We start from the raw sequence: 19424 nt of genomic DNA on the forward strand, positions 1-19424 counted from the left end.
ACTCCCCTGCTAGAGCGCCGCATCATTCGGCAAGCTGCTTGAGCGTCGAATCCCGGACTTCCTTGGCCAGCATGTCTGCGTTGGCCCGGTAGCAGCGCGCGCCCTCGACCAGTTCGGTCAGCTGCGCCCGCATCCGGGCCAGGGAGTCGACGTAGGTGTCGAAGTCCCCGTGGTGGGCGAGCAGATCGTCCTTGAGGCCGTAGGTGGTGACCGCGAAGGAGAACTGCTCCATGAAGGTGCCGGCCGCGGCCGGCGAGATCGGCATGAGGCCCTGGGGGCGTGCGGGGTCGTAGTCGACGATGACGACGTTCCGGACGCGTGCCGTGCTGATCTGCGGACTCTCGAAGAGAGTCGAGGAGTCGGTGACGTAGTCGCCCGACTCCATGTGCGCCGTCAGGTCGTGCTTGTCGATGAGTTCACCGAAGCACTGGTCGCGGCGCACCCGGATCGAGGAGGGGACGCCGTGCGCGACCCCGTCCCGGACCAGCGTGTGGGTGTTGCTGAGGAACCGGGCGCCGTTGAGGCACGCCTGGGCCAGGAAGACGGTCTTCCCCGCGCCGTTGCGCCCGACGAGCAGGGTGGCTCCGGCGCCGGGCAGTTCGAAGCCCGCCGCCTTCAGGTGCAGGAAGCCGTGGTCCGCGGAGTGGACGGTCAGGATGTGCTTGACGAAGTAGGGCCAGACGGTCTTCTCGAGGGACCTGCCGAACACGTAGAACGTGCGGCCCACCGTGATGAGGTGGGCGGGCTCCCCGAAGTAGTGGACGAGGTAGTAGCCGCCCTTGAACCGCTTGCCGCGGAAGGTCCGGTCGGTCCGGTCGGCGTACAGCTCGGCCGGGATGTCGTCCCGGTCCAGGTCGACGCAGACGACCTCGTAGTCGGCGGGCGCGGACTCGTCCTCGGCGAAGGCCGAGAAGTAGGAGTACGCCGCGAAGTCCTCGAGGTTGGTGGACAGCCTGACCTTGACCAGGTTGAGGTCGACGACGCGGCTGCTGCGGATCGTGAGGTTTTCCAGCATGGACCGTTCCCCTTACGCAGAAGCAGTCGTGGTGATCCTGGTGGACCGCACGTGCGCCGGCCAGGAGGAGAAGGGGGCGGTCAGGAACTCCAGGTCGCTGCCGGGGTCGCCCCGCATGATGAAGCACTCGGCACCGCGGCGGGCGCAGGTGACCAGTGCGTCGAGCTTGGTGTGCATGGCGCCGGTGGCGTCCCATTCGCTGCTGCCCCAGAGCGCGGCGTACGCCTGCTCGGGGGACCGGGCGTCGACCTCGGGCAGGATCGTGTCGCCGCCGGCGCCGTCGGTCACGATGCCGTCGACGTCGGTCAGGGTGACGACCCGGAGGCGCCCCTCGACCATGGGCAGGAGGACCTCGGGGACGCGGTCGCTGGAGAACGCCCACAGCTTTCCGTGCTCGTCGAACAGGGCGTCGCCGGCGAGGACGGGCAGCGCGCCGTGGTCGAGGACGTCCCGGAGGACCTCGGACCGGAGCTGCGGTATGCCGTTGCGGAGCGTGCACATGGCCGCCAGCTGGAGCGGGAAGGCGTCCACGCCGATCCCGCGGAGCTTCTCGGCCCACCGCTTCTTCACCTCGAAGGTGGCCTCGGTCAGGCCGGCGAGGGAGAACGCGTGCGTGCTGTCGTGGTCACGGATGGCCCCGTGGCCGAAGGCGCCGCCGCCGCTGATGAGAACCATCCGGCCCCGGTAGGTCTCGGCGAGCCGGGCGAAGTTCCTGGCGAAGCGCGTCACCGCGTCGTCGTCCAGGCTGCCGGGTTCGTCCTTGCGGGAGAACAGGCTGCCGCCAACCTTGATGGCCAAGAAATCGGGCGTCATTCCCTAGGATCCTTCGGTCTCGAAACTCTGCAAGAGGGCGTGCCACCCGGCCGGCGGCTCCCATCGCGACCAGCTCGTGTCCCACCACTGCTCGCCCGCGGCGATCTCCCGCGCGACGTCCGCCGCCTCGGTCCGGATCGCGGTGGCCTCCTCGGGCGAGAAGTGCCCGATCCGGGCCCGCTCCTCGAACTTCTCCACGTCCTTCCAGCGGAGGGTCCGCGAGTCCGCCGGTACGACGAGGTCGATCTCGTGGTCGAGCGTGCTGAAGCCGGTGGGGGTCCTCCGCCAGGGCGCCTCCACGTTCACGTACCACTCCCGGAACGCGCCGGTGTCGGCGTCCCTGAGCACCCACACGGAGTGCCCGCGCCCGGGGCGGTGCAGTTGCAGGATCCCGGCGCTCTGCCACCGGTCGCCGAACGGTCCCCAGGGGTGCGGGCCCCAGCTGAAGGGGCCGTCTCCGAAGGTGAGGAGGGTGCCGTGGGACAGGTAGACGGCGACGAGCTCGGGGGTGTCGGCCACCACGCGGACGGGATACGAGATCCACGGCCGCCCCTCCAGTTCGTCCCGGCGCTCGACGACCGACCCGAACGCGAAGGCCGCGAACTCGGTTTCCTGGGAGGCGACTTCTGCCATCGTCCTGTCTCGTCCATTCGGCAACTCGGCAGACCGGGCTGCCTCACGGGACCGCGAGGTACGGGTGGAGGGAGTCCACCCGTACCTCCGTGGGTCAGAAGTTGACGGCGATCAGCTTCGCGGAACCCGTGCCCTTGGCCGCCGTGAAGGCGTGCGGCACGTGCTCCTCCACGAACATGCTCGCGCCGGTCGGGAGGAGGGCCTCCTTCGGGTTCTCCTTGTCGCCCCACTTCATGTGGATCTCGCCCTCGAGCACGAAGAGGAACTCGTTGCCGGCGTGGCCCGAGTTGAACTTCGCGTCGTCGGGGTTGTCCGTCAGCACGTCCACCACGAGGGGGACGAGCGAAGGCGCACGCTTGGTGCGGACGAGACAGTTGTAGACGTAGTAGTCGACGTTGTCCCGCACACCCTTGAGGATCGGGCGCTCGTCGGGCATCTGGATGATGACGCCGTCGTCGAGGTCGTTGCCCGCCGGCGGGGTGAGGGCGCCGATCGACGTGCCGAGCACGTGGGCGATCCTGCCCAGCTGCGTGAGCGTCAGCTCGCCGCCCTCGCCGTTCTCCCAGGCCGCCACCGTCTCGGGGGTCTCCCCGAGGAGCGAGGCAAGGGCGGCGTGGTCCATCTTGACCTGCTCGCGCCGGTCCTTGAGGAGCTCCGCGAAGCCCGTGCTCGCCGTCTTGGTGTTGCTCATTTCGCCCTCCCAGATTTCAGTACTGGTTTGCGTTCCACTGCTTCTGCGGCGTGTAAGCCCGGTCGCGCCGCGCATTGAAGTCCCGGTTGAATTTCGCGGCGAGCTCCGCGATCTCCTCGCCGTCCCACAGGCCGGGGACGTTGATGATCCCCTGCTTGTAGGTCATGCGGTAAAGAGACTCCTCCGGGTCCACGAACCCCTGGCGAATGCACTCGCGCAGGAGCTCGGAACCGACGATCGGCGATGCCGCGAAGAAGGAAGCGCTGCTGAATCCGGCTTCTTCGGCATAGTCGTACGACGCCTGCATCTCCTCGATGCTTTCGCCGGCGTTTCCGAACATCGGCGGCATGCCGATGATGAAGAAGCCGTGGACGTGCATTCCAAGGCTTCTCGCGTACTTGATGAGGTGCGAGGTCCGTTCGAGGTTGAGCGGCTTCTTGATGAGTTCCTTGAGGACTCGCTGCACGCCGCTCTCGATGGCGAACGTCACCTGGTAGGCGCCCGACTCCGCCATGAGGTCGAGCAGCTCTTCGTCCATGCGCCACAGGGCGGTGCCCTGCGGGGTCGCCCAGGGGAGGCCGACCTCCTTGAACGCGCGGAACAGCTCGCGGGCGTGGTCCATGTCGTTCGTGATGTTGTCGTCCTGAATATGGAATTCGTCGATTCCGTATTCGTCGCGCAGCCTCAGGACCTCGTCGACCACGTCCTGGACGCTGCGCCGGCGGAGCTTCTGACCCCAGAAGTGGGTGGTCGTGCAGAAGGTGCAGTGGGCCGTGCAGCCGCGGCTGGTGTAGAGCTGGCCCACCCGGGAGCCGACCGTGTACGGCGACTGGTAGGCCTTGATCTCGAAGTACTTCTCCATGTTGTAGTGGTGCCAGGCGGGGAACGGGATGTGGTCCAGTTCGCCGGCCATGCTCAGCATGGGAGAGGACTTGCCCGTCTCGGGGCCTTCGGGGCGCATCGAGCTGATCAGCGGCAGCTCGGGCTTGATCTGGACCTTGCCGTCGCGGTCACGCCACGCGATGCCGTGGACCTCGTCGTCGCTCACGTTTCCGTTGAGGTGCTCCATCCACAGCAGGAAGGTCATCTCGCCTTCGCCGAGGAACACCGCGTCGAGGTTCGGGTCGTCCAGACAGGCCTTCGGGAAGTAGCGCGCGTGCGCTCCGCCGATCGCGGTGACGGCCTCGGGCGTGACGAGGTCCGCCAGCTTCAGAAGGTGGTGCACGTTGTCGGCCTGGTTGCTGAAGATGCTCGAGATGCCGACGACGTCGGGCCCGAACTCCTTCATCACCTTGACGATGTCGTCGTCCGACAGGCCGTAACGGAGGAACTGGTCGTCGCCGTCGACGGGCTGGGCGTTGTAGTAGCCCTCCGCGAAGACGTCGAGGATCTTGACCTCGTAGCCGTACTTCTCGAGGACGGCCGCGATGTACCCCAGGCCGAGGGGGTACGTACATCGCGGAAGGTCGTGCCGGAAGAGCGTTGCCGAGGGATTCAGCAGCAGCACCTTCTGGTAGCGCCGCGTCTCCGGCTTTCCGACGCGCTGGGGCAGATCGCCCCATCTGATGGCCGGCTTCCCGTGCAGGGCGAACTCGGTGGAGCCCAGAGAACCGATCGTCATGAGATTCTGTTTAGTGCTCAAAACCGCCGCGTTTCTCGTGAAATGGGCCCGGATGAACGCATGGAGATACCACTCTCCAATGCCGGTGAAAACGCCGCCGCCCGAGTGTTCGGACGTGCCCAACCAGTAGCCGCTGCACCATCAAGGACAAGGATTCGGTGCGCCCCATTACGCCGTTCCCCCGGCGTCGAGCGTGAAGTGGCGATCAACGTAATACTCAGGTCTGAAAGACGTCAACATTCTTGCAACAAGACCTGACGGATGCCCGGTTTGCACCGCTTCATGGTTGACACTTATGCGCCATGACCGTCATATGCCATCGGTTCGGGGTTGCTTTCCGGACGCCGCCCGAAGCAGGGTGAACTACGTGAGTAACGCCGCGATAGACCACTGGCAGAAGATAGGCATTATCGGCGGGCTTGGACCCCTTGCCTGCGCTAATTTCTACATGCGTCTCGTCGAGCAGACGACGGCCGGCAGCGACCAGGAGCACCCCGAGGTCCTCCTCCTCTCCAGCCCCGCCATCCCCAGTCGCCTCGACCACCTCCTGTCCGACGGCCCCTCACCGGTGGAACAGCTCCAGGCCGTGGCGCGGCGTCTCCAGGACGCCGGCGCCCAGCTGATCGCGATGCCGTCGGTCACCACGCAGGCCTACTACGACGAGGTCTCGGCCGCGGTGGACGTTCCCGTGGTCGACATGCTCCGGGTCGTGGCCGCCGGCCTCCGGGAGGCCGGAGTCCTGCGCCCCGCCCTCGCGGTCACCGACGGCGCACTGAAGCTCGGTCTGCTGCACCGGGCCCTGGTGGACGCCGGCCTCACTCCCGTCTACCCGGACCCCGCCACGCAGCGCGAGATCCAGGAATGCGTCGAGATGGTCAAGTCCGGCCGTGTGCAGGAGGCTTCGGCCCAGTTGCGCAAGGCCGTCGAAGGGGAGTGGACGCGGCCCGGGGACGGCGTCGTCGTCGGCTGCACGGACCTGTCGCCGCTGCTGCCCGAGCTCCCCCCGCACGTGTACGACGTGACCCGCATCCTGGGCCGGGCCGTCCTGGACATGGCCGCTTCCCGATGACCTCGGAGCTCGGCCTGGCACCACAGGATCTCAAGGCGATCGGCCTCGACGAGGAATCGTGGGCCGAACTCCGGTCGGGACGCTCGGGGTTCGTCGCCCGCCACATGGGACGCGTACAGCTCCCGATGGGCGAACTGACCGCCTCGATCGCCGCGTTGCCGCTCACCCCCATTCGCACCGGGCACCTCGCCGACTGGGGCGACATCGGTTCCGGACGCAGCACGGTCCTGGACTACAACCGGGTGGTCTGCGGCGTTCCGGGCCTCGCCCGCCCCCTGCTCTACGACTTCAACCAGACCGAGGACACCGCCCTGGCGAGCGGTGACACCCTCTTCCTGCCCGGCTCCCTGGTCGAGGCCGGCGTACGCAGCAGGCTCCCCCTCCGGCACTGGTCGCCGGCGGGCATGGAGCGGCACGACGGCGAGGGATCGCTGTTCGTGCCGTACGTGGAGACCGAGTGGGAGGGCGAACGACTGCCCCTCACCGAGCTGCACCGCCGCCGGATGCGGGAGCACTTCCCCGACGCCACGTTCCACTCCGACCTCCTGACGGGCGAGGAGGAGCGGGTCACGGAGGTGCTGCACACGCTGCTCCGGGCCGCCGGGACGGACACCCGGGCCCTGTCCTACGTGTTCGACCGGATCGTGCACCGCGACGGAAGCGTGGAGCGGTTCAAGCCGACGGCCGACGCTTCGGGCTACCACCTGGGGCCCTTCGACTACCCGACGGCCGACGCGCTGGTCGCGGCGAGCCTGCTGCCCGCGCGGGCGGCGGTCGCCGCCGGGCGGTTCACCGGCCAGGACGCGGCCCCGGCGCCGCACGCGCCGCTGCTGTCGGTGGACGCGGTCACCCTTCTCTACGCGGTCCTCGGCACCCACCGCGCGCCCGGACAGCCCCCGGTCTGCGGCGACTTCGACGTGCACGTGCAGTGGGGCGCCCTGGCGATGGGCGGCTACCCGCCGCAGCGCCGCGGGTACTTCTTCAGCGGCGCGAAGAAGACCAAGTGGATGTACGAGGCCGTGGCGCGGGACCTCCCCTGGGCCGCTCCCCTGCTGTTCGTCATCGCACCCACCGCGCCCTTCCTGCTGTGGCCGTCCTCCCGCGAGCCGCGTGACGTGGCACTGGTCGGGGACCTGCTCGCCCGGGTCCGTACGGCCATCGCGGCCTGGCCCGAGCGCGTGGACCGGACGGCCCCCGAGATCCAGCGGGTCGTGGCCGAGTGGCTGGCGGCCGAGGGCGCGGAGCTGTCCGCGGCCTTCCGCCGGCAGATCAGGTGGGGCGACCGGCTGTCGCCGGACGGCCGGCCGCTGGCCGCCGGGGAGCCGGTCGAGCCCGAGGGGTTCGCGACGCTGACCATGAGCCAGGCCTGCCAGATCGTCGGCGCGCTCGTCGAGGCGGTGGCCTGAGTGGCACTCGCCCCGTCCCCGGTGGCGCCTGCCCGGCCCTCCGCGCTGGCCTTCAAGATCTTCCTCGGCGGCCAGACCGTGTCGCTGATCGGCGACGGGCTCGCGATCCTCGCGATCCCCCTGCTCGTCCTGCAGATCAGCGGCAGCCCCTCGGCCGCCGTGCTCGCGGCCATCCCGCGGACCGTCGGCTATCTGGCGGTGGGTCTGCCGGCGGGCGCGCTGGTCGACCGGATGAACCCGCGCACCGTGATGCTGGTCATGGACGTCGTGCGGTTCGGCGTCTTCGCGACGCTCGCCGCGCTCGGGGCGATGGACCGGCTCCAGGTCCCGGTGATCCTGGCCCTGGCCTTCGTGGCCGCGGCGGCGGGCGTGTTCTTCGAGACCGCGCTGGCCGTGGCCGTACGCGACAACGTGGAGGAGGACCGGCTCCACCGGGCCAACTCCCTGCTGGAGGCCGCCAACCAGAGCGCGCAGATCGTCGGACCCGGTCTGGTCGGCGTCCTGACGGCCGTGGTGGGTCTGCAGGCGGCCCTGCTCGTCACCGCGAGCACCTTCGTGGTGTCGTTCGCCACGGTCTTCACCGTCCTGAAGGGCGACCAGCCGGGCGCGGCGCCCTCCGCGCCGCTGTCGGTGGCCCTGCGGGGCATCGGCAAGGACCTGGCGGAGGGGCTGCGGTGCCTGCGCTCGCTCCGTGTCGTCCTCGTCATCACCTGCCTCCAGGCCAGCGCGAACCTCTTCCTGGCCGTGGCGACCCTCCTGGTCTTCTACGTCCGCAACACCCTCCAGCTCGGGGACTCCGCGGTGAGCATCGTGGTCACCGCGGGCGGCGTGGGCGGCGTGCTCGGGGCGGCCGCCGCCTTCCGGCTGGGCGGCAAGGTGCGCCACGAGGTGCTGATCACCCTGGGCGCGGCGACCCTGGGCACGGCGCTGACCGGTCTCGGCGTGTCGACGTCCCTGGTTCCGCTGCTGCTCCTGAACCTCACGATGAGCGCCTCGGCGGTCCTCGCCGTGGTCATCATCCGGACCGTCCGCCAGAGCGTGGTCCCCCGCCACCTGCTCGGCCGGGTCACCGCCACGGCCCGTGTGACCGCCCTGGTCGCCAGCCCGGTCGGAGCCCTCGTCGGCGGCGCGCTCACGACGATGAACCACGGGGATCCGCGGCCGGTGTTCCTGGGCGCGGGGGTCCTCAGCGTGCTGACGACCGCCGCCGCCTGGTTCCTCGGCCTCCGGCACGTCTCGCGTACGGCGGACGGCGGACCGGAGCCCACGGCCGGCGGCGCGCCCACTCCCGAGAGCCACCCCATGAAGGAAGAGTCGTGACCAACCAGCTCACCCAGCGGTACGTGGCGTCCGTCGACGACCGGACGGTCCGCGACGCCGTGCAGAAGGCGGTGGACGTGGAGCTCCTGCGCGTCGCCTACGGCGGTGCGTTCCTGAGCCGTCCCGTCTTCCTGGACCACGCGCAGCAGGAGGGCCTGGGCCGCGACCTCGCCGGAGTCTTCCGGCTGCTGACCTCGCTGCCCGGGCTGGTGACGGACGGCGACCTCGGACGCTACTGCGAGCTCGTCGGCATGACGCCGTCGCAGGCCGCGGCGGTCCGCCGGACGGCGGGAGCGCCGCCGGTGCCGCTGGGCCGGGCCGACCTCTACCACGACGGCGAGGGCTTCCGGCTGCTGGAGTTCAACATCAGCAGCGCCCTCGGCGGCTTCGAGAACGCCGAGATCAACCGGGCGCTGCGCGACGTGCCGGCGATCGCCGACTTCACCGAGCGGGAGCGGCTGCGGCACGTCGACACGCTCGGCGAGATCGTCCGCGTCATGCTCGACACGCACTCCGCGCCGTTCTGGGGCGACCGCCCCTTCGTCGCGCTGGTCGACACTCCCGCCAGCTTCCCGGGCCTGGAGCGCCGGCTCGGTTTCATGGCCGAGCTGCTGAGCGCGTATGGCGTCGACGCGGTGGCCTGTCACACCGGGCAGATCGAGGCCCGGGACGGGCGCCTGTACGTCGGGGACCGTCCCGTGGACATCGTCTACCGGTTCTTCATCATCGAGGACCTGCTGGAGGAGACGGGCGAGCTGGAGCTGATCGACCCCATCCTGCGCTGTCACGAGAACGGCGGGGTCACGGTCTTCGCGCCGCTCGACACCGAGATGTACGGGAACAAGCGGGCGCTGGCGCTGCTCGGCGACGAGCGGGTGCGGCAGTCCCTGTCCGCCGAGGACCTGGCCCTGGTCGACCGCTTCGTGCCCTGGACCCGGCGGGTGCGCCGCGGCGAGGTCGAGGTGGGCGGCGCGTACGTCGACCTGGAGGCGTACTGCGTGGAGAACCGCGCGGACCTCGTGCTCAAGCCCAGCCTGCTGCACGGCGGCATGGGCTTCGCGGCCGGCTGGCTGATGAGCGAGGCCGAGTGGCGCTCGGCGCTGGACGACGCGATGCGCAGCCCGTTCGTGGTGCAGCGCCGTGTCGCGCCGGGCCCCGAGACCTTCACCGACGGCGACGTCACCGGCCCCAGCGTGCTGAACTGGGGTGTCTTCATGGCGGGCGACCGCTACGCCGGGGCGATCGTGCGCGGTGTGGCCGACCCCGACGTGGGCGTGGTCAGCATGGGCAGCGGTGCGCGCGTCGGCGGCTGCTTCCACGGGCCCGACCCGAGCGCGGCGCTGTGACGCCGTACGGTGCTCCGGTCGCATCCGGCGGCACGGACCTGCCCGCGGAGCTGGGCGAACTCGCGCTGCGGCTGATCCGGATCCCGTCCGAGAGCGGTTCCGAGGCGGCGATCGCGGACTTCGTGGAGGAGCGGCTGCGCCGTCTGGAGTTCCTGGAGGTGTCCCGGCTGGGGGACGCCGTCGTCGCGCGCAGCGACTTCGGCCGCGGCCGGCGGGTCCTGCTGGCCGGGCACCTGGACACGGTGCCGGACACCGTCCCGGCGCAGCCGGCGGAACTGGTGGACGGCGCGGTGACCGGACGCGGCGCCGTCGACATGAAGGGCGGCGTCGCCGTCCTGCTCCGGCTCGCCGAGCACGCGGTGCGCACGGCGGGGCACGACTGCACGCTGGTCTTCTACGACCAGGAGGAGGTCGGCAGCCACCGCAGCGGGATGAACCGCCTGAGCCGGCTGCACCCCGAACTCCTTCGGGCGGACGCGGCGATCCTGCTCGAACCCACCGGCGGCTGGCTCGAACCGGGCTGCCAGGGCAGCCTGCGGGTGAGCGCCACCTTCCGGGGCCGCGCCGCGCACACCGCCCGCCCCTGGCAGGGCGTCAACGCGGTCGAGGTGGCGCTGCCCGCCCTGGAGCGGTGTACCGCCCACAAGCCGGAGGTGGTGACGCTGGACGGGCTGCGCTACCCGCAGGCCCTCCAGGTCGTGGGGGTCGCCGCGGGCGGCGACAGCAACGTGGTGCCGGACCGGTGCGTGGTGCACCTGAACGCCCGGTACGCGCCGAACCGGGCGAAGGCGGAGGTGCTCGCCGAGCTCCGGGAGCTCCTCGGACCGGACGCGACGGACCTCGACGTCACGCTGGACTCGCCCGCCGCGCCGCCGGCCCTCGACCATCCCGTGCTGACCCGGCTGAGCGAGCTGGTCGAGGGGCGGGTGCGGCCGAAGCTCGGCTGGACGGACGTCGGCCGGCTCGCCGCGCTGGGCATCCCCGCGGCGAACTTCGGCCCGGGGGACCCGGAACTGGCGCACGGTCCGAGGGAACGGGTCGGTCTCGCCGAACTGGCGGAGGCCTACGAAGCGTTGGAGAAGGTGATCTCCGGATGACGCGGTCCGCGCTCGCCCGGCCGAACCCGGATTCCGTCGAACGCGTCGCCGACGTCCAGGTGACCGACGTGACGCTGCGCGACGGCGGCTACCTCAACGGCCACTCCTGGACGGCGGACCGGGCGCACGCCGTGGTCCGCGCGGTGTCGGCCGCCGGGGTCCGTCGCATCGAGGTCGGGTACGCGAACGCCGGCGCCGCGTTCCCCTCGCCTGCGCTGCTGGGCGACCTCGTCGCGGCGGCCGGTCCGGCCACCGTGGTCATGATGGTGAAGCCCTTCGGCGACGAGCCCGACTGGGCCGCCCTCGCCGGGCTCGGTGTCGGGGCGGTGCGCTTCCCGGTGGCCGTGGCGCGGGCCGCGGAACTCGGGCCGGTCCTCGGCCGGGCCCGCCGGGCCGGCCTGGAGACCGCGGTCAACCTGATCCGGGTCAGCTCGGAGGCCCTCGACCCGGTGGTCGGAGCGGCGGCCACGGCGGCCGAACTCGGGGCCGGCGCGCTGTACGTCGCCGACTCGAACGGCAGCCTCACTCCCCACGCGACCGACGAGCTCGTGCGGGCCCTGTGCGGTGCCGTGCCCGTCCCGATCGGGTTCCACGGCCACGACAACCTGCGGCTCGCCCTCGCCAACAGCCTGGCCGCGCTCCGCGCGGGCGCCGCTCATGTCGACGCGTCGTTCGACGGGATCGGCAAGGGCGGCGGAAACCTCGTCCTGGAGCTGCTGCTCGCCTACCTGCGGTCGCGGGGCCGGGACGACTTCACGGTCCGTCCGCTGGCCCCGCTGGCCCAGGTCCTGCGGGACGAGACGACGACGCGGCGGCAGCAGGAGTCGGCGGCCTGGGCCGCGGGCCTGTTCGACCTGGACATCGACCAGGCCGGGCACCTGTTCTCGCGGTCGTTCGACCACATCCTGGCGTTCGTCGACGCGGCTCCCCACCGGGAGCCGGACCGTACCGGGGACACGGACACCCCGCCCTCCCTGACCACCGAAGAACGGAAGTGACGTGACCGACTTCGTCGACGGCCTCGACCGGATGATCCGCGAGCGCCGCAAGATGACCAGCCCGCTGTACCAGACCATCCTGACCGGCAAGGCCACGGAGCGCCTGCTCGCCGAGTTCGTACGCCACCGCTGGCCCATCAAGAGCATGTGGACCCGCAACATCCTGGGCATCGCCTCGCGCATCGAGGACTACCGCCTGCGCTCCCTCCTGGTGGAGAACGTCTACGAGGAGGAGACCGGGGCGCTCAGCAACAGCAAGCGCCACCTGGAGACCTTCGCCGACTTCGGCGTCTCGGTGGGCGTGGCCCGGGAGTCGCTGTCGACCGAGGACCCGCGTCCCGAGACCCGGGCCGTGATCGAGCACAACGTCTCGGTCTGCAACTCCGGCCGGCACTTCACCGAGGGCGTCGCCTCCGTGCTGCTCCTGATGGAGGGGCAGCCCCCGATCGTCAGCGACGGCGGGAACAGCATGCTCTCGGTCATGCGTGACGTGTACGCGCTCCCCGCGTCCGGGCTCGAGTTCTTCGTGCACCACGCCTCGGCCGACCACGACGCCGACGCGGTCAGCGAGCTGGAGGACGAACACGCGGACGCGGCACGTGAGTTGCTGCGCCGCTACTGCACGACGCCGGAGCTGCAGGAGGGGGCCCGCACGGCACTCGCCCGCGCCCTCGAACTGCGCCACCGGCACTTCGACATGATCCTCGCCGCGGGCTACGACCCGTCGGAGCCGGTCTTCAGGTACCAGGGCAGTGATGACGACAACGCCTGACCCCCGGGGCGGCGCCGGACCGGCGGACACGGTGTTCCACGCCGGCCGGATGGTCCCCGCCGACCAGGCGGCCCTGCGGGTCGACAGCATGGCACTGCGGTACGGGCTCTCGGTCTTCGAGGGCGTACGGCTCTACCGGCGCACCGACGGCGGGCTGCGGCCCTGGCTGCTGGCGCAGCACGTGGAGCGCCTGCGGTCGTCGATGGACGCCATGCGGCTCCCGGACCCCGGTGTCGACCGGATCGCGGACATCGTCGGCGAGCTGACCGAGCGCAACGGCCTGACCGACGACGCCTACTGCCGGATCAGCGTCAGCGCGGACGGTCCGGGTCTGATCGACGCGCCGGTCCGCTCGGCGCTCACCGTCACGGTGCGGCCCATGGGCCGCAAGCGCTGGCTGGCGGGGGCCGAGGGCATGCGGCTGCACGTGAGCCGCTGGCAGCGGCCGTCGGCCGCGGTGCTGCCGACGCACGCCAAGAGCATCTCGCAGTACGCCGGTTCCCGCGTCGCCCTGATGGAGGCGAAGGCCGCCGGATACGACGGGTGCCTGCTGACGACGCCCGAGGGCCATGTGGCCGAGGCGCCCACCGCGACCCTCTGCACGGTTCACGACGGCGTGCTCGCCACTCCCCCGCTGACGGACGGCGTCCTGCCGGGCGTCACGCGCGCCTGGGTCCTGGCCGTGTGCCGGACCCTCGGCATCCCGGCCGCGCCGTCGGTGATCGACGCGAAGCGGCTGGGCGACGCCGACGAGGTGTTCCTGTGCGGTACGGGCCTGGAGTTCGCGACCGTGCGCGCGGTCGACGCCGCCTCGCTTCCCGCGTGGCCGGCGTCCCCGGTCACGGGCCGGATCGTGGACCGGTACTTCGCCGAGGTACGGGGCGACGCCCCGGCCACCGATGTGTCGTGGAGCCCCGTTGATTGACTGGATCAGGACCGGGGTGACCACCGCCGAACTCGCGCGGTATCCGCACCGGTCGCTGGCGCTGACCTCCGAACGCGCCGAGGCGGGACCGCCGTTGCGCAACCGGGCCTTCCCCCTGTCGCCGAGCTCGCTGTTCGTCGAGGCCTCGCGGGTCGCGGACCACGTGTCCCGGGTCGAGGCCTACGTGGCGCTCCTCGACAAGGTGCTCGCGCTGTACCGCGCGGACGCGGAGGTCCGGGCGTTCTTCGGGCTCTCCGCCGCGGCGGAGCGGCTGATCCTCGCGTGCGACGCGGCGCTGGACCGGGTGGGCGTCGCGCGGATCGACGGTTACGTGGACGCGGCGACCGGGCGGGTGCGGTTCCTGGAGAACAACGCGGACGCGCCGGCGGGTGCCGTGTTCACCCCGCGGATCAACGCGGTCGTGGCCGACGTGCACCGGCAGTTGGGCCTTGACGGCGGCGACCCCGGCGCGTTCGCCTTCCGGGACGACAACGCCTTCGCCGCGCATCTGCTCGCTTACGCGGAGCGGCTCGGAGCGCCCGCCGAGGGCCTCCGGGTGGCCGTGCTCCAGCCCCGGGACGCCGCGGGCGTCGAACCCGTCGAGCTGGTGGCGCAGTTGAACGCCCACGGCGCCACGGCGTTCCTGGCGGACCCCCGCGACATCGAGCTCGTCGACGGTGCCGTGCGGTTCGCCGGACGCCCGGCCGACCTGTGCTGGAACAAGGTGAACACCGTGCTGTGGCGCGGGCTCGTGGAGGACTCCGCGGACCTGGTCGGCCGGTGGTGCCGGGCCCTCGCCCACGAGGGGTTCCTGCACGTCAACTCCATGGGTGCGCGCTATGTGGCGGAGAGCAAGCTGGCGCTCGCCCTGGTGCAGGACCCGCGGTTCGCGGACCGCTTCGACGCTGCGGAGCGCTCGCTCACGGCGGAGGTACTACCCTGGTCACGCGCCCTGCGCGGGGGCTCCGACCTGCCGTCCGAGGCGGAGATCCGGGCCCGGGCCATGGACTTCGTCCTCAAGGAGCCGTACGACATCCGCGGCGACGGGGTCCTCGTGGGCCGCGCGACCCGCGGCGACGTCTGGGGCGACGCGGTCGCCGACGGGGCCGCGCGCGGCCGGCTGCTCCAGGAGTACGTGGCACCCCTCAGCTGCCCGGTGCTGTGCGAGGACGGCAGGACCGTGCCGATGGCGGTGAGCCTGGACTCGTTCGTCTGGGGCGGGCGTTTCGTCGGATTCGGGGCGAAGGCGTCGACGGGTGACCGGGTGAACGTCTTCCAGGGCGGCCGCAAGCTGTCCGTGCGGGTCTCGGGGAGCGCGCAGTGAACGGGGCGTCCGCGGAGCCCGTCGCCGCCGACGGGTCCGGATCGGCCTCCGCCCGTCAGGACTTCGGACACCACGAGTCGTCCCGCCCCGTGGAGCGGCTCCGCGGCGGGACGGCGTAGCAGGGGCGCTCCCGGCGGGAGGCCTTCCCGGCCGCCCGGCTCTACGCGTCACCTCGAACTCGAACAGGAAAGGCAGTTCATGCGCATCACCGACCTTGTCGTCCACCACCGTCAGGTCCCCCTCCGGATGCCGTACTCCTCGGTCATCCGGGGAACCGTCGACGAGGCCCACGTCACCCTGGTCGAACTGGTCCTGGAGGACGGCAGCTCGGCGTGGGGCGAGGCCGTGTCCATGCCCGCCGTGACGGGTGAGACGCCGGGCAGCGTGGTGGCCGCGCTGAACGGCCCGCTGCGCGCGGCCGTCGTCGGCCGGCACACCGAGAACCTCGAGGAGACCTGCGACCGGGTCGAGCGGAGCATCCTCGGCAACGGCGGCGCCAAGGCCGGTGTGGACATCGCCCTGCACGACGCCTTCGCCCGCGGCCTCGGGACCCCGCTCTACCGCGCGCTGGGCGGCGGCCACGGGACCATGGAGACCAGCATCACGGTGGGTCTCGGCACCCCGGACGAGATGGCCCTGCGCGCGACCGAGCTGGTCAAGGACGGCTTCACGGCGCTGAAGCTGAAGGTCGGTCACGCGATCGCGCACGACGTGCAGCGCGTCGAGGCCGTCCGTCAGGCCGTCGGGCCGGACATCCGGCTGCGCCTGGACGCCAACCAGGGCTGGACCGCGAAGGAGTCGGTGCACGCCGTGCGGCTCCTGGAGGACCGCGGCGCGGACATCGAGCTCATCGAACAGCCGGTCTCGGCGCGGGACCTGCGGGGCCTGCGCTTCGTCCGGGAGCGCGTCAGCACCCCCGTGGTGGCCGACGAGAGCGTGCTCACCCCGCAGGACGCCCTGGAGGTCGTGCGCCAGGAGGCCGCGGACGTCCTGAGCATCAAGGTGCAGAAGAGCGGCGGTGTGCGGGGCGTCCTGCGCATCATCGCGATCGCCGAGGCGGCCGGGCTGACCTGCATGATCGGCTGCTCACTGGAGACGGAGATCTCCATCACGGCGGCCGCGAGCGTGGTCGCCGCGCGCACCGCGGTGACCCACGTCGACCTCGACGCCCCGCTGTGGCTGGGCGCTTCGCCGGTGCGGGGCGGGGTCTCGTACCGCGGTCCGGTCCTGGAGCTGCCGGACGCTCCGGGTCTCGGTGTCGCCGGTGTGCTCCCGGTGCCGGAGCCGTCGGCCTGAGCGGGTGCCGGCAGTGGGCCGTACCTCGGCCCATTGCTGCCACGGCATATCTGCGCCAGGCTCGAACACTTGCCCTGATTCCGCTGCTCCACAAGAATCTTGAGCACCTACGTAATTCGCAGCGCCCCACGAAAGGCGTTGCCGTTTCCCGAACGTGAGAAGCGGAAGCACAAACATGGCACGCAATTCGCACCCCCGCAACACTTCCTACCAGCTTGCCCGGAAGCGACCCTTCCTCCTGGTCACGAACCTCGCCGCGACCGCCATGCTGGCGCTGGTCCTGGTGTCGCAGGCCGCACCGGCCGCCGAGAACAGCCGAAACGTCGCGAGCGCCGCGACGGACGGGTCCCTCATTCTCGAGGACCTCATCTGGGGCTAGCACAAACGTCGGGGGGGGCGACGTCCGAAGCAGCACCGGGTATCACCTTCCGGCAACCGCACTCGAAGCCGACCGATCAATCAAAAGAACGGAAAGTTAAGAATCGTGAGCAAGTTGCCGGATAGCGTCCTGTCCTGCACCGACGTCAACGGGGACCTCCTGTCGGACGGGGTGCTCCGCTACGCGTTCCACCAACTGCTTGGCAACAACGGGTACGTGCACGTGGTCAACGTGCCGAAGTCCTTCGACCACGTCGCGTTCCTGAAAGAGCTCGGCGACTTCCAGCCGACGCCGACGGGAACCGTCGTCGGCGACCTGAAGCCCGAAGCCGACATGGACGACACGTACCACGCGCAGAACCGGAAGTCGCTGCTTCCGCACAGCGAGGGGTACGAGTTCCGCGGCGTCCCGCCGCGTTACCTCGGCCTGTGGTGCGTCACGCCGGCCTCCGGCGAGGGCGGCGAGACGACCATGCTCGACGGGAACCAGATCCTCGACGAGTTCACCGAGGAGGAGCGGCAGCGCCTGTTCGACACGACGTACGAGTGGAAGTCGACCGACGGCCTCTCGCGGCGCGGTGTGGACGTCCGGGTCGAGCACCCGGTGCTGGAGAACCGCAAGGGCGGCCGCGTGTTCCGCTTCTCGTACAACAACATGATCGTGCCGGAGGGTGACGAGCTCGCCGCGCGCCTGCGCGAGCGCGGCAAGGAGATCTACGACGAGAACCACATCGCGGTCAGCTACGAGCAGCGCGACCTGATCGTCTGGGACAACTGGCGCATGCTCCACTCCCGGAACGCGTTCGACGACCCCTCGCGGCACCTCAAGCGCGTCCAGATCGCCGCCCCGATCGACGCCTGACCCGACATCGCCGACCCCTCGGCCGCGAGGGACGAACCCATCGCGGCCGGGGCCGGCGGATCACTGGAGCCAGCCCATGCTCATCGCCTTGGCGCCGGCCTGGAACCGGGACTCGACACCCATCAGGTCCATGAGGCCGGCCAGCAGACGCCGGTAGGTGCGTATCGACACCCCGAGTTCGCGCGCCACGGCCTCGTCCTTCATGCCGGACACCATGGCCCTGAGGATGACGCGCTGCTGCGGCGTCGGCTCGTCGACGACGGTCTCCGCGGTGTCCTCCAGCGGGGACGCCATGAGCCAGCACAACTCGAAGACCTTCGTCAGCAACTGGACCACGCTGCCGCCCCGGAAGAGCATCAGCGCCATCTCGCCCTCGGCGGCCACGGCGGGCGCCATCGCCCAGTACCGGTCGACGATGATCAGCCGGAACGGGAGCGCGTTGGCGAGACGCACCGAGACGCCGTGGTCGACCAGCGACTGCAGGTGCATCGCGCCCCGCGGCACGCGGCTCATCGGGGTGAGGTGGATGGTGCGCATGGACACGCCCTCGGGCAGGTTGTGATTGCGCTGCATCCCGTCGGCGAGTTCCGTCGACGGCAGCACGAGCCCCGGGTGCATGGAGATGATCTCCTCCTGCGCGAGGGAGGGGACCCGGTCGAGCAGTTCGGCGATCCGGTCCTGGCCCACGATGAGCTCCGCGTCCACCGCGCTCCGCTCCGCCGGCCGGAGACGTACGAGCCCCGCGGTGGCCGCCTCGATCGCGGCCGAGACCTCCTCCGCCTCCCGGGCGATCCGGCTCAGCGAGGTGCGCGACGCGGAGAGCAGGCGTCTGAACTCCGCTTCCGGAAGCATCGACTGGTCAGGCCGATCGGAATTACCGGCAGGCATGCGCCACCTCAAGCAAATGAAATGGCGTCACGCGGGCGCCAGGAAGTCCGAGTATTACGTCCGCGAGTCTGACAAATCCCATGGCAGTGCAAAATTCCCCTAAAGTTGCATTGAACGCTAGGTCATAGGATCTAAGCGGTCGCTTGGGCGGCCACCATGATCGCACAGAACCCTGTGCGTCAACCCGGCCTGAACCGCTGAACTCTCCACCACCCCCTCGGCTATCAGATGCGCGATTAGACCTTCAGACGTGCACGGCAGGGCTAAATGCCCTCGGCCCGGCCGAACCGCTCGCAAAGGGCCCCAACGGCACAATGCCTTCGATTACCACCCTGCGCGAGTGATAATCGAAGGCGAGAGGCGCACGATCATGAGGACGCCGGACGCGCACGCGGGGTTGCCGGGTGACGCTGTGTCACATGTCTCTCAGGGTAAGGGAATTCAAGTCACGGGGATGCTCACTGCCCTCGGGCGGACTTCGGGCGCCTCCCCCCGCCGCGCGCGGCCAGTTCACGGTTGCTCCACGCCGGGTCCCCCGTCAGCTCTTCGCCGAACCACTCCGGCGGCTCGAAGGCGCGGGCCGCGTCGACGCCGTCGAACTCGACCTCCACGACCCGAAGGCCCGCCAACTCCCCCTCGTACACGTCGACCACGGCGGTCACGCCCCCGAGCGGTACGGACCAGCGGCGCTTGCTCAGCCGGTCCTGTCCGGCGAGCACCCAGAGCTGTTCGAAGACCTCGTCGGCGATCGGGAACTCCACCTCCCGGCGCACCAGCGGATCGCCGTCCTCGTCGGGGGCCTTCACGGTCATCAGCCGGGCGTCACCCTTGGCCCGCACCCGGATCTCGTTGCCGGACCCGAGCGGGCTGAGGTACGCCTGCCGGAGGTGGCTCGACGGGGATTCGGCCGGAACAAGCCATTCCGCAGCGACCAGAAATTTCCGTTCGATCTCGAAGTTCGTCAAGTGTG

At 70.6% G+C, this 19424-nt stretch carries 20 protein-coding genes; 13 read left to right on the forward strand and 7 right to left on the reverse strand.

What is annotated here, in order from left to right; translation table 11 throughout:
- Window positions 1-22: 22 nt before the first annotated feature.
- The 5 genes from OO54_RS21085 to OO54_RS21105 all read right to left on the reverse strand — a co-directional run bounded on the left by OO54_RS21085 (window position 23) and on the right by OO54_RS21105 (window position 4773).
- Entirely contained in the window at window positions 23-1015 is a 993-nt protein-coding gene (locus tag OO54_RS21085) for a FomB family phosphonate monophosphate kinase (RefSeq protein ID WP_033205177.1), read from the reverse strand.
- A 12-nt stretch (window positions 1016-1027) separates the two neighbouring features.
- Window positions 1028-1828 (reverse strand): fosfomycin resistance kinase FomA, encoded by an 801-nt coding sequence (gene fomA / locus OO54_RS21090; protein ID WP_033205179.1) that lies wholly within the window; start codon window positions 1826-1828, stop codon window positions 1028-1030.
- A gap of 3 nt (window positions 1829-1831) precedes the next feature.
- On the reverse strand, window positions 1832-2461 hold the full coding sequence (locus OO54_RS21095; protein WP_051787062.1) for a ribonuclease FAU-1 family protein: 630 nt from the start codon (window positions 2459-2461) through the stop codon (window positions 1832-1834).
- A 94-nt stretch (window positions 2462-2555) separates the two neighbouring features.
- A complete protein-coding gene (gene hppE, locus OO54_RS21100; protein ID WP_033205181.1) occupies window positions 2556-3152 on the reverse strand; it encodes a (S)-2-hydroxypropylphosphonic acid epoxidase in 597 nt (198 codons plus the stop codon).
- A 16-nt stretch (window positions 3153-3168) separates the two neighbouring features.
- A complete protein-coding gene (locus OO54_RS21105; RefSeq protein ID WP_051787063.1) occupies window positions 3169-4773 on the reverse strand; it encodes a B12-binding domain-containing radical SAM protein in 1605 nt (534 codons plus the stop codon).
- Between the two features lie 313 nt (window positions 4774-5086).
- Here OO54_RS21105 and OO54_RS21110 point away from each other — a divergent pair, with 313 nt between their 5' ends.
- From OO54_RS21110 to OO54_RS21165, 13 genes are all read left to right on the forward strand, one after another.
- Window positions 5087-5842: an aspartate/glutamate racemase family protein gene (locus OO54_RS21110; protein ID WP_267888952.1), complete on the forward strand. Its 756-nt coding sequence runs from the start codon at window positions 5087-5089 to the stop codon at window positions 5840-5842.
- On the forward strand, window positions 5839-7248 hold the full coding sequence (locus OO54_RS21115; RefSeq protein ID WP_033205182.1) for a DUF6025 family protein: 1410 nt from the start codon (window positions 5839-5841) through the stop codon (window positions 7246-7248). The genes OO54_RS21110 and OO54_RS21115 overlap by 4 nt, the downstream gene beginning before the upstream one ends.
- The gene (locus OO54_RS21120) at window positions 7249-8568 is read left to right on the forward strand and encodes an MFS transporter (protein ID WP_033205184.1); all 1320 of its coding nucleotides are present in this window, start codon (window positions 7249-7251) and stop codon (window positions 8566-8568) included.
- Entirely contained in the window at window positions 8565-9914 is a 1350-nt protein-coding gene (locus OO54_RS21125) for a hypothetical protein (protein ID WP_051787065.1), read from the forward strand. The genes OO54_RS21120 and OO54_RS21125 overlap by 4 nt, the downstream gene beginning before the upstream one ends.
- Window positions 9911-11011: a succinyl-diaminopimelate desuccinylase gene (gene dapE / locus OO54_RS21130; RefSeq protein ID WP_051787066.1), complete on the forward strand. Its 1101-nt coding sequence runs from the start codon at window positions 9911-9913 to the stop codon at window positions 11009-11011. Before OO54_RS21125 ends, dapE begins: the two co-directional genes overlap by 4 nt.
- On the forward strand, window positions 11008-12009 hold the full coding sequence (locus tag OO54_RS21135) for a beta/alpha barrel domain-containing protein (protein WP_051787067.1): 1002 nt from the start codon (window positions 11008-11010) through the stop codon (window positions 12007-12009). The genes dapE and OO54_RS21135 overlap by 4 nt, the downstream gene beginning before the upstream one ends.
- A 1-nt stretch (window position 12010) precedes the next feature.
- The gene (locus OO54_RS21140) at window positions 12011-12781 is read left to right on the forward strand and encodes an iron-containing redox enzyme family protein (protein ID WP_033205185.1); all 771 of its coding nucleotides are present in this window, start codon (window positions 12011-12013) and stop codon (window positions 12779-12781) included.
- Window positions 12765-13706 (forward strand): aminotransferase class IV, encoded by a 942-nt coding sequence (locus tag OO54_RS21145; RefSeq protein ID WP_063738304.1) that lies wholly within the window; start codon window positions 12765-12767, stop codon window positions 13704-13706. Before OO54_RS21140 ends, OO54_RS21145 begins: the two co-directional genes overlap by 17 nt.
- Window positions 13699-15030 carry a hypothetical protein gene (locus tag OO54_RS21150; RefSeq protein WP_157856500.1) on the forward strand — a complete coding sequence of 444 codons (1332 nt, stop codon included), beginning with the start codon at window positions 13699-13701 and terminating at the stop codon, window positions 15028-15030. Before OO54_RS21145 ends, OO54_RS21150 begins: the two co-directional genes overlap by 8 nt.
- Window positions 15027-15149: a hypothetical protein gene (locus OO54_RS48355; RefSeq protein ID WP_267888951.1), complete on the forward strand. Its 123-nt coding sequence runs from the start codon at window positions 15027-15029 to the stop codon at window positions 15147-15149. Before OO54_RS21150 ends, OO54_RS48355 begins: the two co-directional genes overlap by 4 nt.
- A 79-nt stretch (window positions 15150-15228) precedes the next feature.
- Window positions 15229-16326 carry a dipeptide epimerase gene (locus tag OO54_RS21155; protein ID WP_033205190.1) on the forward strand — a complete coding sequence of 366 codons (1098 nt, stop codon included), beginning with the start codon at window positions 15229-15231 and terminating at the stop codon, window positions 16324-16326.
- A gap of 175 nt (window positions 16327-16501) precedes the next feature.
- Window positions 16502-16705 carry a hypothetical protein gene (locus OO54_RS21160; RefSeq protein ID WP_033205191.1) on the forward strand — a complete coding sequence of 68 codons (204 nt, stop codon included), beginning with the start codon at window positions 16502-16504 and terminating at the stop codon, window positions 16703-16705.
- Between the two features lie 105 nt (window positions 16706-16810).
- Window positions 16811-17566 (forward strand): TauD/TfdA dioxygenase family protein, encoded by a 756-nt coding sequence (locus OO54_RS21165; RefSeq protein WP_033205194.1) that lies wholly within the window; start codon window positions 16811-16813, stop codon window positions 17564-17566.
- Between the two features lie 60 nt (window positions 17567-17626).
- Here the strand turns inward: OO54_RS21165 and OO54_RS21170 are convergent, their stop codons facing one another.
- Together OO54_RS21170 and OO54_RS21175 are read right to left on the reverse strand one after the other, a co-directional pair.
- The gene (locus OO54_RS21170) at window positions 17627-18418 is read right to left on the reverse strand and encodes a helix-turn-helix domain-containing protein (RefSeq protein ID WP_051787069.1); all 792 of its coding nucleotides are present in this window, start codon (window positions 18416-18418) and stop codon (window positions 17627-17629) included.
- 494 nt (window positions 18419-18912) lie between these two features.
- Window positions 18913-19419 carry a CYTH domain-containing protein gene (locus OO54_RS21175; protein WP_033205196.1) on the reverse strand — a complete coding sequence of 169 codons (507 nt, stop codon included), beginning with the start codon at window positions 19417-19419 and terminating at the stop codon, window positions 18913-18915.
- Window positions 19420-19424: the final 5 nt, after the last annotated feature.

Origin of the sequence: Streptomyces wedmorensis (genome assembly GCF_000716445.1) — a bacterium.
GTDB classification, from domain to species: domain Bacteria; phylum Actinomycetota; class Actinomycetes; order Streptomycetales; family Streptomycetaceae; genus Streptomyces; species Streptomyces wedmorensis.

Bases quoted from the DNA above. Each gene is read 5' to 3' on its own strand.
- OO54_RS21085 (WP_033205177.1), bottom strand. From the start codon at position 1,015: ATGCTGGAAAACCTCACGATCCGCAGCAGCCGCGTCGTCGACCTCAAC.
- fomA (WP_033205179.1), bottom strand. From the start codon at position 1,828: ATGACGCCCGATTTCTTGGCCATCAAGGTTGGCGGCAGCCTGTTCTCC.
- OO54_RS21095 (WP_051787062.1), bottom strand. From the start codon at position 2,461: ATGGCAGAAGTCGCCTCCCAGGAAACCGAGTTCGCGGCCTTCGCGTTC.
- hppE (WP_033205181.1), bottom strand. From the start codon at position 3,152: ATGAGCAACACCAAGACGGCGAGCACGGGCTTCGCGGAGCTCCTCAAG.
- OO54_RS21105 (WP_051787063.1), bottom strand. From the start codon at position 4,773: ATGACGATCGGTTCTCTGGGCTCCACCGAGTTCGCCCTGCACGGGAAG.
- OO54_RS21110 (WP_267888952.1), top strand. From the start codon at position 5,087: ATGCCATCGGTTCGGGGTTGCTTTCCGGACGCCGCCCGAAGCAGGGTG.
- OO54_RS21115 (WP_033205182.1), top strand. From the start codon at position 5,839: ATGACCTCGGAGCTCGGCCTGGCACCACAGGATCTCAAGGCGATCGGC.
- OO54_RS21135 (WP_051787067.1), top strand. From the start codon at position 11,008: ATGACGCGGTCCGCGCTCGCCCGGCCGAACCCGGATTCCGTCGAACGC.
- OO54_RS21145 (WP_063738304.1), top strand. From the start codon at position 12,765: ATGACGACAACGCCTGACCCCCGGGGCGGCGCCGGACCGGCGGACACG.
- OO54_RS21155 (WP_033205190.1), top strand. From the start codon at position 15,229: ATGCGCATCACCGACCTTGTCGTCCACCACCGTCAGGTCCCCCTCCGG.
- OO54_RS21160 (WP_033205191.1), top strand. From the start codon at position 16,502: ATGGCACGCAATTCGCACCCCCGCAACACTTCCTACCAGCTTGCCCGG.
- OO54_RS21170 (WP_051787069.1), bottom strand. From the start codon at position 18,418: ATGCTTCCGGAAGCGGAGTTCAGACGCCTGCTCTCCGCGTCGCGCACC.